Source organism: Blautia sp. KLE_1732_HM_1032, from assembly GCF_025147905.1.
Classification (GTDB): domain Bacteria; phylum Bacillota; class Clostridia; order Lachnospirales; family Lachnospiraceae; genus Blautia_A; species Blautia_A fusiformis.
Genome location: NZ_CP102266.1, coordinates 861,217 through 873,252 on the forward strand (window position 1 = coordinate 861,217; position 12,036 = coordinate 873,252).

At 42.5% G+C, this 12,036-nt stretch carries 12 protein-coding genes; 5 read left to right on the top strand and 7 right to left on the bottom strand.

Translation table 11 applies throughout. The features are described from left to right. The first annotated feature begins 171 nt into the window (after nucleotides 1-171). The gene (locus NQ489_RS04220) at nucleotides 172-2,289 is read left to right on the top strand and encodes a glycoside hydrolase family 36 protein (RefSeq protein ID WP_021651936.1); all 2,118 of its coding nucleotides are present in this window, start codon (nucleotides 172-174) and stop codon (nucleotides 2,287-2,289) included. Between the two features lie 256 nt (nucleotides 2,290-2,545). Here the strand turns inward: NQ489_RS04220 and NQ489_RS04225 are convergent, their stop codons facing one another. The 7 genes from NQ489_RS04225 to NQ489_RS04255 all read right to left on the bottom strand — a co-directional run bounded on the left by NQ489_RS04225 (nucleotide 2,546) and on the right by NQ489_RS04255 (nucleotide 9,376). After that, complete coding sequence (locus NQ489_RS04225; RefSeq protein ID WP_021651937.1) at nucleotides 2,546-2,959, bottom strand: C-GCAxxG-C-C family protein; 414 nt, start codon at nucleotides 2,957-2,959, stop codon at nucleotides 2,546-2,548. A gap of 20 nt (nucleotides 2,960-2,979) precedes the next feature. Continuing rightward, nucleotides 2,980-4,338: a M20 family metallopeptidase gene (locus NQ489_RS04230; protein WP_021651938.1), complete on the bottom strand. Its 1,359-nt coding sequence runs from the start codon at nucleotides 4,336-4,338 to the stop codon at nucleotides 2,980-2,982. A gap of 104 nt (nucleotides 4,339-4,442) precedes the next feature. Continuing rightward, the gene (locus NQ489_RS04235) at nucleotides 4,443-5,651 is read right to left on the bottom strand and encodes a MalY/PatB family protein (RefSeq protein WP_227945588.1); all 1,209 of its coding nucleotides are present in this window, start codon (nucleotides 5,649-5,651) and stop codon (nucleotides 4,443-4,445) included. A gap of 177 nt (nucleotides 5,652-5,828) precedes the next feature. After that, nucleotides 5,829-6,992 (bottom strand): RNA-guided endonuclease InsQ/TnpB family protein, encoded by a 1,164-nt coding sequence (locus tag NQ489_RS04240; protein WP_227945589.1) that lies wholly within the window; start codon nucleotides 6,990-6,992, stop codon nucleotides 5,829-5,831. Further along, nucleotides 6,940-7,599, bottom strand: coding sequence for an IS607 family transposase (locus NQ489_RS04245; protein WP_227945590.1), 660 nt, complete (start codon nucleotides 7,597-7,599; stop codon nucleotides 6,940-6,942). Before NQ489_RS04245 ends, NQ489_RS04240 begins: the two co-directional genes overlap by 53 nt. Nucleotides 7,600-8,040: 441 nt before the next feature. After that, entirely contained in the window at nucleotides 8,041-8,223 is a 183-nt protein-coding gene (locus NQ489_RS04250) for a hypothetical protein (RefSeq protein WP_182465517.1), read from the bottom strand. A 115-nt stretch (nucleotides 8,224-8,338) separates the two neighbouring features. After that, nucleotides 8,339-9,376, bottom strand: a complete 1,038-nt coding sequence (locus tag NQ489_RS04255; RefSeq protein ID WP_015527374.1) for a helix-turn-helix domain-containing protein — start codon at nucleotides 9,374-9,376, stop codon at nucleotides 8,339-8,341. A 268-nt stretch (nucleotides 9,377-9,644) separates the two neighbouring features. On the opposite strand from NQ489_RS04255, the gene NQ489_RS04260 reads away from it, so the two are divergent. From NQ489_RS04260 to NQ489_RS17700, 4 genes are all read left to right on the top strand, one after another. Beyond that, nucleotides 9,645-10,667 (top strand): ABC transporter substrate-binding protein, encoded by a 1,023-nt coding sequence (locus NQ489_RS04260; RefSeq protein WP_021652568.1) that lies wholly within the window; start codon nucleotides 9,645-9,647, stop codon nucleotides 10,665-10,667. 178 nt (nucleotides 10,668-10,845) lie between these two features. Then, a complete protein-coding gene (gene tnpA, locus NQ489_RS04265; protein WP_059086115.1) occupies nucleotides 10,846-11,268 on the top strand; it encodes an IS200/IS605 family transposase in 423 nt (140 codons plus the stop codon). Continuing rightward, nucleotides 11,268-11,591 (top strand): helix-turn-helix domain-containing protein, encoded by a 324-nt coding sequence (locus NQ489_RS17695; protein WP_330671015.1) that lies wholly within the window; start codon nucleotides 11,268-11,270, stop codon nucleotides 11,589-11,591. The genes tnpA and NQ489_RS17695 overlap by 1 nt, the downstream gene beginning before the upstream one ends. Nucleotides 11,592-11,624: 33 nt before the next feature. Continuing rightward, nucleotides 11,625-11,909 carry an RNA-guided endonuclease TnpB family protein gene (locus NQ489_RS17700; protein WP_334303917.1) on the top strand — a complete coding sequence of 95 codons (285 nt, stop codon included), beginning with the start codon at nucleotides 11,625-11,627 and terminating at the stop codon, nucleotides 11,907-11,909. Nucleotides 11,910-12,036: the final 127 nt, after the last annotated feature.

Here is a 12,036-nt window from a genome sequence, read left to right on the forward strand (position 1 = left end):
CGCCCTACATGTCTGACTGACTGTACTCTTTACTGTCAGCAAACAGTATATCACGCAAAAATAAATACGACAATATATTGCATTTTTACATTCAGGGGATGATACCTGTCACCTTATAAAAAAACAGATATTATACTGTGATCAGAATCAGAAAAACGGAGGGTATTTTCTATGAGCTATAAAAATGAAAACATGAAAATGATCGAATTACATGAGAATGGCCTGGATATCCAGTTTCGTATCCGGGAAAACGGCGTGGTAGAGCTGGCAGATTTTTCTTCACAGGAAGTAAAAAAAGCAGTCATGGAGCCGAAGGAGGATATCTGTTATCCGGCTGTTGAGATCCACAGAAGCGGCACAGGAAGCTTAAACATGCATGCCTACAAAAACAACATCAATCAGTCCTCTGTGGATTTTGTTTATGAGAACCATGAGCTGAAGGCACAGGACGGTGGAAAAGAGCTGGAGATCGTAATGATTTCCTCGGAAAAGCTGAAGGCAGTATATCATATGCGCCTGTTTGACGGAGTGCCGGCAGTACAGACCTGGACAGAGATCATCAATGAGGGAAGCGCGGATCAGGGGCTGACCTATGTTTCTTCTTTTATGTATCAGGGAATCTCCAGAGGCGGCGAGAAGCCTTATTATAAAAAAACAGATATCTATGTGCCGTTTAACAGCTGGTGCTGTGAGGCACAGTGGCAGAAATACGATGCAGAAACGCTGAATTTAAACGGAATGGTCGTAGATGGCTTCAATCATCAGGGATATGGCCTGAACCGTTATTGTTACAGTGGAAAGGGCACCTGGTCTACCTGTGAGTATCTTCCCATGGGAATTGCCGAGGACAGAGAAACAGGGGAGACGTATATTTTCCAGATTGAAAGCTCCGGACAGTGGCTGGCAGAATATGGCTCTGCACAGGGCGGAAATCTGTATCTTGCCTTAAGCGGCGCCACAGAGCAGGAGCATGGCTGGTATAAGAATCTGAAACCGGGAGAAAGCTTTACAACCGTTCCGGCAGGGGCAGCGGTTGTAAAAGGTGGCCTGAATCCGGCAGCAGCGGCACTGACCAGATATCGGAGAAAAGTACGCAGACCGAATACGGACGATGAGAAGCTGAACGTGGTATTTAATGATTACATGAATTGCCTGATGGGAGACCCTATAACGGAGCGGGAGCTTTCCATCATTGATAAGGCAGCAGAGCTCGGATGCGAATATTACTGCCTGGATGCAGGCTGGTATGACGACGGATTCTGGTGGGACCGTGTCGGGGAATGGAAAGAAGCATCCGGAAGATTCCCCAATGGTCTGAAAGAAGTCTGCGATCATGCACACAGTAAAGGCCTGAAAATGGGACTCTGGCTGGAAATCGAGGTTATGGGAGTTGCCTGCGAACTGGCAAACAAGCTTCCGGATGACTGGTTTGTTTGCCGTTATGGAAAACGCCACATTGACAATAAACGCTATATGCTGGATTTTCGCAATCCGGAGGTACGGAAATATTGCCGTGATGTAGTAGACAGGCTGATCAATGATTACGGTGTAGAGTACTTTAAAGTGGACTATAACGTAACCATGGGATATGGAAGTGATCTGAACAGTGACAGCTGTGCAGATGCCATCCGTGAGCATTATGAATGTCTTCACCAGTGGTATGAGGAAATCTTCCGGGATCATCCGGAGCTTGTTGTGGAGAACTGCGGTTCCGGCGGACAGCGTATGGATTATGGTATGCTGAAGATCTTAAGCCTGCAGTCTACCAGTGATCAGACAGATTATCTCTACAATGCCAATATCGCTGCCAATGTAGCCAGTGCGGTAACTCCGGAGCAGGGTGGTATGTGGGTATATCCGTATGAGGATGAAGAAGAGCATGTGATCTACAATGTAGTAAATGGTATGCTTCTCCGCCCATATATCAGCGGTATGGTATGGAAGCTGGGCGAAAATTCCATGAACCGTATGAAGGAGGGAATCTCCCTGTATAAGGAGATCCGTGAGGAAGTCCGTGACGGCGTGCCGTTCTTCCCGCTTGGTTTTGGAACTCTGAAATCTGAAGTTCTTGCTTACGGAGTGAAAGCAGAGAAGAATACCTATCTTTCGGTATGGACACCGAGAACAACAGAAGCAGTGATCCCGCTGGAAAATGCAGAGCAGATCCGCAGAGTATCCGTGATCTATCCGAAGGAAGAGATGTGCGGATATAAGATCGAAAATGGAAATCTTGTAGTGAAGATGCCACAGGAAAAAGCGGCCAGACTGTTTAAGATCGAGATGAAATAGAAAAGCGTGAAAGACCGTAAGTTTGACGAAGAGGCGTGGGCAAAAATAAATGGAAAATAAAAGAGCGCCGGCATTTTTACCAGAAAGCTCATCAGTCTGGATGAAGTTGTAAAGATCCCGGCTGTGTACCTGAATTATAAGAAATACAGATGTGTGAAGGATCTGACAGTGAAAAGCGAATAGAAACAGAAAACAGCAGAGCTGTATGTCCCAGGATTACAGGGAATATACAATTCTGCTGTTTTATTTTATGAGATTATCTGTTTTCCGCAAGATATTCTTCTGTAAGAGCAACCGCATCGGTGATACACTGCGGGCAGCTGCAGAGAACCTTGCCTGTCTCTACACCTTTTAATTCACGGCAGATACAGGAACCGTTTTTTTCTTTGAATTTCTGGATATAGGTGCGGAGCTTTTTGTAAGTGTCACCTTTGGAGCCGGAACCTTCTTCGGTATTTCCGCGGCTGTTGGAAAGTCCGATGATCATAGCCATACCGGAAAGAGCACCGCACATTTCCATAACACCCATTCCAAGGCCGAAGCCCTCGGCAATACGGAACATCTCGTTTTCATCGATGCCAAATTCCCGGCAGAAAGAACAGGCAACTGCCTGTGCACAGTTACAGCCATTCTCGTGTAATTTTGTAGCGTGTTCAGCTTTTGTACTCATGATTTCTTATCCTCCTGATTTCAGATTGCAAGCATATTTTTGATCGCTTCCATATAGATCAGTACTGCTTCTTCCATGCCGGAGACCAGGATAAATTCATCGGCTCCGTGGATGCGGTAGTCAATTCCCTCTTTTTCAGGTCCGAAGGCTATGATGTTTTTGAGGGATTTTGCGTAAGTGCCGCCTCCGATGACCATTGGTTTGTGTTCGGTATCGCCAGTCACATCTGTGTACGCTTTGTAAAGAGCATTTACCAGCGGAGATTCTCTTGGGAAGAATAACGGGGCAACAATATTTGTGATCTCAATACGGCCGTTTTTATCTTCCAGTCTGTCCTGGCACATTCTGCGGATATCGGTCTCATTAAGAGTTACCGGAACACGGATATCGATGGTACAGGAAATGACACCGTTTTCTGTTTTGACGATTCCGTTGCATAACGTCAGATCGCCGTATTCATCTGCAAATTTCAGACCAATGCCGGAGCCGTCACATGCAGTGCCGATATGGGAGTTATAGAATTCCACAAAGTCATCTTCAAAGCCTGCTTTTGCCAGACATTCAAAGGTTACTCCTGCAGCGTTGACACCGAGATGAGGAGTGCTGGCATGAGCCGGAACACCCTTGGCGTAGATGGTGAGTCTGCCATTTTCTTCGGTTACCTTATATTCCTGGAGCTTCGTCCGGGAAAGTGCGGATTCCAGCTTTTCCTTCAGACCGTCCTCATCGGGAACAATGGTTGTACAGGTGTCACACATTGCATTGGATACAAAACCGCCGTTCATGGAGATAATCCGGGTGTTTTTTGAGCAGGCGATCATGGCAAGCTGACCTTTTTCACCGTGGATACACGGGAAGCTGGCATCCGGTGTGAAACCGCAGGAAAGCTCTTCTGCTACCTGATTGTAGTGATCCATACATTTGGAACCTGTTTCCTCGTTGCAGCCCATGATCAGGCGGACTCTTTTGTTCAGCTTCACGTCGTGGTCGCGGAGAAGCTTCATGGCATAGAGCGCTTCCAGGATAGGGCCTTTGTCATCAGTGGTCCCGCGGCCGTATACATGATCGTCTTCACGGGTAAGGCGGAACGGATCGTAGGTCCAGTCTCCGCCTACAGGAACGATATCCAGATGACCGGCGATGCCGACGATCTCATCGCCCTCACCCATTTCGGCATAACCGCAGTAGTTATCCAGGTTTACGGTTTTAAAGCCAAGTTCTTCGGCAATCTTCAGTCCCTCTTCCAGGGCTTTTGCAGGACCCTCACCAAATGGTTTTCCCTCGGAAGGGGTACCGAGCTGGGAGTCAATGGCAACCAGTCTGCCAAGATTTGTGAGCATTTCTTCTGATAATGCGTGGATTTCCTCTTTAATATCCATATTGATTTCCTCCTGTTTACAGCGTTCCGGAAAGTGACAGGATGGAACGCTGATGTTATGAGCTCTATTATAGCATAGATTGTAATGAATGGCAGAGTGGATTTTTACCTGTTGAAGACGTACCGATCCATTCGGCGGAAGGCTTCTTCTATGCGGGAACGGGGTGAGGCCAGATTCATTCTTAGGTGACAGGGACCGAAAAACATCCTGCCGTCCTGGACGGCAACGCCGACATCCCAGCAGGCTTTTTCCACATCTTCGATTGTTTTGCCATGGGCAGTACACCAGTCGGTGCAGTCGGCAAAGAGCATGTAGGTGCCTTCCGGTCTGGAAACGTTGACACCCTTAAAGTGCCGGTCAATGTAATCACAGGCAAAGCTTACATTTCCGCTTAGTACTTCGCATAGTTCATCGGTCCATTCATAGCCTTCAGGCTGATAAGCGCCAAGCAGAGCGTGCATGGACAGAACATTCATCATATTATAATGGCTCAGACTGGACTCCTTCAAAATACGATCCCGCCACCAGCTGTTGTATACAATGTGATAGCTGCCAACAAGTCCTGCCAGATTAAAGGTTTTGGATGGAGCGTAGAAGGCCGCTGTACGCTGGCGGGCATCTTCGCTGACGGACTGGCTGGGGATATGCTTATGGCCATTCAGGATGAGGTCAGACCAGATCTCGTCTGAGATGACGTAGACATCATATTTTCGGTACAGCTCCATGGCTTTTTCCAGCTCCCGGCGTTCCCACACGCGTCCGCAGGGATTGTGTGGATTGCAGAGAATGGCAGCGTGGATCTTCTTTTCACGGAGTTGTTTTTCCATGTCTGCATAATCCATTCTCCATATGCCGTTTTCATCCCTTACCAGCGGAGAATGTACGGCCTCGTAGCCGTTGTTTTTCAGGCTTGAGGTGAAGCCTATGTATGTCGGGCTGTGGACCAGGACGTTATCACCGCGGGAGCAGATGCAGTTCAGTGCACTGATAACTCCGCCCAGAACGCCATTTTCGTAGCCAATGTGCCTGGGCTTCAGACCGGTGACACCGTGGCGTGTTTCCTGCCAGCGGATGATGGCTTTATAATATTCCGGCGGGGCTTCGAAGTAACCGAAGGCCGGGTGACTGGCCCGTTCGATGATCGCCTGCTGTATGGTAGGTACAGTAGGAAAGTTCATGTCTGCTACCCACATCGGGATGGCATCGAAGCCCTCCTTCGGCGGGGCAGGAGAGAAACCATCGCCCTTCAGGCCGTCTACTGCGATGGAATCTCTGCTATGTCGGTCAATGATGGAAGTGAAGTCGTATTTCATATGAATGCTCCGTTACTGAAAACTTATAAAAAGTTATAAACTTCTATGTTTCATTCCTACTTCAACGAGTATGCTTTTGATGATATAAATATCTATCTACTCACAAGTTCTTGTACTCTCCATAGGCGTAAATTCCGGATTAACGTACCCGTACATATTTGCACTAACGTTTTAGTGTTAGCTTGCAAATCTTTCTCCATAAGCCTTGAGATTTATAGATGCCTGAAAATCGCTATCAATGACATTTCCACAATCACATTTATAAATTCTGTCAGATAATTTCAAGTCTTTTTTAATGTTTCCACAGCAACTGCAAAGCTTTGATGATGGATAAAACCGATCAGCCACAATAAGCTGGATCCCTTTATCGCTGCACTTGTGTTCAAGCTGCTTTCTAAACTCAAAAAACCCCTGATTCTGAACTGCTTTTGATAAATGTCTATTTTTCATCATTCCACTAACATTCAAATCTTCAATACAAATAAATCTTGGTTTTCGACTTACAATTTCAGATGTAGTCTGATTCAAATAGTTCTTACGGATATTTGTTAATCTGTGATTTCGTTTTAATAAAAGTTTTTCCTTTTTGATTACATTATTTGTTTTGCAGTAACTTTCTCCTTTCTTATTTTTCTCGTAAGAGCGAGAGATACTACGCTGTAATCTGCGTTTCTGTTTTTCTAGTTTCTTTACTTTCTGACTTTTATTGATGTTCTTATACTTAGCTCCATCAGAGCAAATAGCCAGATCTTTGATTCCTAGATCTATACCAATTCCATCATTATTAAGTTTTTCTATGCGATCAGGAAATTCCACACATACGCTGATCCACCAGTTCAACCCATCAAAAGATATTCTCGGATTCATGTATTTAGCATCTGTAGGAATACGACCATGCTCTGCAAGTCTTACCCAATTTAGTTTTTGTTTATTTCTTTTCCTGCTTGAAGAAAATCCTTCAAACTTAACATGAGTATTACTGAATTGTATCTTAATATTATCCTGATAGAACTTCGGCATTGATCTCTTTTTTGACTTGAATCTTGGGAATTTCTGCAAACCTTTGAAAAAGTTCTTATAAGCAGTGCAGGCATCTTTGATTGCCTGTTTGGTTACATTATTTGAAATACTCAATAACCATGCGTATTCATCAGAATGTCTAAGCTTTGTAAATTCTTTTCTGAGTTCTGCATCTGAAATGAATTTTCCGCCTTTTTCATAGTTTTCTATTTCCCTTGCCAAAGCCCAGTTATAAGCAAATCTTGAAGCACCTGCGTACTGAAACATCTTAGTTTTCTGTACATTGTTTGGTATCAACATTGCTTTTATGGCTTTTACCATCTACTTCCTCCTGTATCAGTTCCCGGATAAGTTTCTTGGCTTTATTCGCTCGTTTTCCTTGTAATTTGCAACTGAATACTGTGATCATCTGAACCAGATCTTCAACAAGTTCCTGCTGTTCGGATTTTTCAGTATTATCAATAATCTCAATCTCACAATTATAAAGCGAAGCGATATATTCTATCAATTCAAAACCAAATCGCAATAGCCGATCTTTATATAAAACAACAACCTTTTCAACCTGATTTTGAGATATTCGCCTGATCAATTCCTGGAGTTCTTTTTTCTTATAATTAATTCCGGAACCGATATCACTTATTATCTCAAATGGCTGTCCTTTTGCCAGAAGATATGTCTTAACATTATCAATCTGTCGTTCCAGATCATCTTTCTGTTTATGGCTGGAAACGCGACAATATCCAATTGTAATGCGATTTTTAGGCTTTACATTTATTACCTGGTTGAGTTGCTCGTCAGAATAATATCTATAGCCGCTTACTGTAGTATGATGCGGATGAAGTTTTCCATTGGCATCCCAATTTCGTAATGTCTGGGCGGATACGCCTATAATTTTTGAAAATTCATGTATAGAATAATATTTACTCAAAGCATCAACTCCTTTCAATAATATTCTGCTCTAATATCTTATAAAACTCAACATGTACTTATATGATTTTATAATTTATATTTAACTGTTAATAACCTCCTGAAAAATTCTATTTGCTTCACCTTATCATATTTTGGGGGTGGCGTACATATATTAATGTAAATTATGAGACGATTTGATTTTGTGTAATTGAGTGGATGGATTGAATAGTGCGAATAATCTATAAAAGAAGTGGCGGAAATACCAGCAATGATATTTCCGCCGTTTTACAACTCCGAATATCCTATCCAGAGCTACTTTGTGTTCATAGTATATGTTATAAAATCAAATTTTATGAAATGTAAAAAGGAACTCGTCCAGAGCCCCTTTCCTTTGAATAAGTAATAATATCTTTCTCACTCCGGAAAAAGACTTCTTTGTACTTATATGATACTGGTTCAATTACTCCTTGTCAATATTTATTTTTATCTTTGTAATGTGTTCTGTCAAAGAAATATCATCTGGCAATTCAAGAATTTTCCTTAGTTCAGCAAGTTCGTCCTGTGCCTTATTACGTTCTTCTTTTATTTTTGAAATATATTGCAATTTATCATCCATTGAGGTGGTAAATTTCGTTGCAATCACGCACCCTATGGGTTAAAAGAGATGCAGGAGCCGCGACGCCTGCATCTCTTTCATCTATAAATGTGATCTATTGCGAATGAATAGGTTTTTTATTTTGCAATAAACATAATCAGGATCAATACTTTGCTAATAATTTTTTCCAGGGTTTATAGCCTTTCATATAAGCAAAGTCTTCTTCATTTTGGAAGCCTGCAATCAGTTCTTTTTTCATTTCTTCAGCATATGGATTTTCTACATCTTGGAATTTTATATGTTTATATAATCTTGATTTCTGAAAATCACAGATTGTATCGACATTCTCCAGCAGTTGTTTTATTACCTTAAAAGTATCTTCTACATTTTGTTCTGCCACCACAACATTAAACATGGTTGCACATTCATTGTATTTTCCCATCTCAAAAATACCTGCTAATGCATACATTTTCTCGGCCAGGAATCTTGCGGATTTATGATCTTTATTGTCAAGAGCTTTTGTGATCATCATGCCAAAGGCAAGATTCAAAGTAGTATACTCTGAAAGAATTATATTTTCCAGTTTTTCATATGCTTCTTCTGTTTTTTCCTGTTCCATGTATAATTGCCCAAGTCTTAGTTTTTTCATGGGATCATAGTCGGAAAAATAGTTCAGATATTTTTCTGCCATTTCATAATTCCCTTTTCGCAAGTAGAATCCGAACAGAGAATCTGCCGCATGGTGCTGGATTTTTTCGTCCTTGTCATTTAGTGCCATTTCGTACCAGGAATTAATCTGTTCGTCGTACTTATCGGGATGCTCACACTGACCTATGATTCTTCGCGAGTCAAGCATCACCGCCACCTGCCAGATAAGCATGTTGCAGTTAGGGTAATCTTTTATGATATTTACTGCCCATTGATAGGTCTTTTCGTAACCTTCTGCTGAAAACATTTTGTCCATTTCCTGAATAAGTTCTGTAATTTCAACGTCTGTCAGATTTTCATGAAAAGACAACAGGGTATCAAGGGAAATATGTAGCAGTCTTGCAATTGGTGCTAACAGTTCAATATCTGGATTGGAGTTCCCCGTCTCCCATTTATTCACCGCTGGAGTAGTTACTCCTAAGCGGTTTGCCATTTCCTCCTGGGTGAAACCAGACTCTTTTCTATATTTTTTTATCACATTTCCAATATTCATCCTAATTCTCTCCTGATTGAAATTTCAAAAGCTTTTGTGATTAAATCATAGCAGGATTGGAAATTGAACACAATTGAATTGTTGTTAAATAAAATTCATATTTTTTAACTGATGGGAAAGTTGATCGTGATCAGCAGTTGGTTTTTGGGCATATCCTAACAAAAGGAATCATGGAGACTGTGTTTTACGATACTTTGTATGTTTCCCTGGTCACCAATTAATTAATTATGCATACTCTAACAGAAGAAGTCTGTAAAGGAGTATCTGCATGAAAAATAAAAAATGGATTGCACTGGCGGCAGCAGTTGTGCTGGCGGTGACGGCGCTGCCAATGGGAGTATTTGCTGCGAAGAAAGACAGCACAGAAGAGAAGCTTACAAAGGTTACACTGAATGAAGTCGCACATTCAATCTTTTACGCACCGCAGTATGTGGCGATTGAGGAGGGATATTTTGCGGAGAAAGGTCTGGATCTGACGCTGGTGACGGGATTCGGAGCAGATAAAACGATGACTGCTGTGATTTCCGGTGAGGCAGATATTGGATTTATGGGCGCAGAGGCATCTGTTTATGCTTATCAGGAGGGCGCCACGGATCCTGTCGTAAATTTTGCACAGTTAACCCAGCGTGCGGGGAATTTTCTAGTGGCAAGAGAAGAGATGCCTGATTTCAAATGGGAGGATCTAAAAGGAGAGAAGGTTCTTGGCGGTCGTAAGGGCGGAATGCCGGAAATGGTATTTGAATATATACTGAAGAAAAACGGCATTGATCCGCAAAAGGATCTGACCATCGACCAGAGCGTTGATTTCGGTTCCACAGCAGCAGCTTTTACCAGTGATGATTCCGCGGCATATACAGTAGAATTCGAACCATCTGCGACCATTCTGGAAAAAGAAGGAGCGGGCTATGTAGTTGCATCTCTCGGAGAGGCATCCGGCTATGTACCATATACATCCTACAGTGCAAAAGCAAGCTACATGAAAGAAAATCCTGAGATCATCCAGAAATTTACCGATGCACTTCAGAAGGGAATGGACTATGTGCAGAGTCATACGCCGGAGGAAATCGCAGAAGTGATCGCACCGCAGTTCAAAGAAACAGATCTTGAAACCATTACTGCCATTGTAAAACGTTATTATGACCAGGATACCTGGAAAGAAAATCTTATTTTTGAAAAAGACAGCTTTGAGCTTCTGCAGGATATCCTGGAAGATGCAGGTGAGCTGACGGATCGTACAGCGTATGAAAATCTGGTGCAGACAGAGTATGCACAGAAAGCATGTGAAAATTAAAAAATAGTTTAGAAAGTTTAAAAAACATGGGAAAAACCTGCGGCATTTATCCAATGCGTCGTAAAACCCCTTGTTTCAGCTATGGGGATATAAGACGCGTCCATCGAATTTATGCAAGTAATTGAAGATGGACAAAATAGTAATTGTATTAACTAACAAACCATAGTATAATATAAATATGAACACAACATATAAATCAAACAACAATGTCGTCTATTCCTGTAAATACCATGTAGTATGGTGTCCAAAGTATAGACGAAAAGTATTAATTAATGGTGTGGACGTCCGGCTGAAGGAGCTGCTCACAGAGTATGCTGCAAATCTTTCTGTAGACATTCTGGAAATGGAGATCATGCCAGACCATGTTCATATGCTTTTGGAAGTAGATCCTCAGTTTGGCATCCACAAAGCTGTAAAGTCATTTAAAGGCTATACGTCCAGAATTTTAAGACAGGAATTTCCCTATCTTAAAACGAAAATGCCGACTCTCTGGACAAACAGCTATTTTGTATCGACGGTGGGCGGTGCTCCGCTGGAAACAGTAAAACAGTATATTGAAAACCAGAAAACATCGCAGAGACAAAAGGATAAGATGGGATAATGCAAAAAGGAATTAAATTCAGGATCTACCCGAACAGAGAACAGAAAAACTTCATCCATCAGACCCTGGGATGCTGCCGGTTCATCTACAATCGGGGACTTGCCATGCGTAAGGAAGGCTATGAAAATGGGGAAAAGATCGGCTATTCCCAGACTTCCGCCATGCTGACTGAACTGAAAAAGCAAGAGGAGTTTGCCTTTCTGAAAGATTCCTATAACCGCGAGAAGCAGCGGATCAGGGTGGCAAGAGTGTATGAGAAAGTAACCAATCAGCGGAATGATTTCCTGCAGAAACAGTCAACGATGCTGGTGCGTGAAAACTAAACCATCTGTATTGAAGATCTGAATGTTAAGGGGATGATCCGGAATCATAAACTGTCAAAATCGATAGCGAGTGTTTCCTGGGCAAAATTTTTTGAAATGCTGGAATATAAAGCTGGCTGGTATGGAAATGAAATTCACAGAGTACCAACGATGTATCCGAGCAGTCAGACCTGCAGCTGTTGTGGCTACAGAAATACACGGATAAAAAATCTGGGCATTTGTATCTGGGAGTGTCCCAAATGCCATGCGGTTCATGACCGGGATACGAATGCAAGTATCAATATTCTGAAAAAAGGACTGCAGATGCAGTCTGCATAAAGATAAAAACTGTACCGTAGGGCATACGGGAACAGTATAAATATAGCTTGTGGACACTGTGTAAGACATTGCAGTACCGTAAGGTGTTTGCCAATGCAGTAGTGGGAGAAGCAAGAATCCCCCTGCT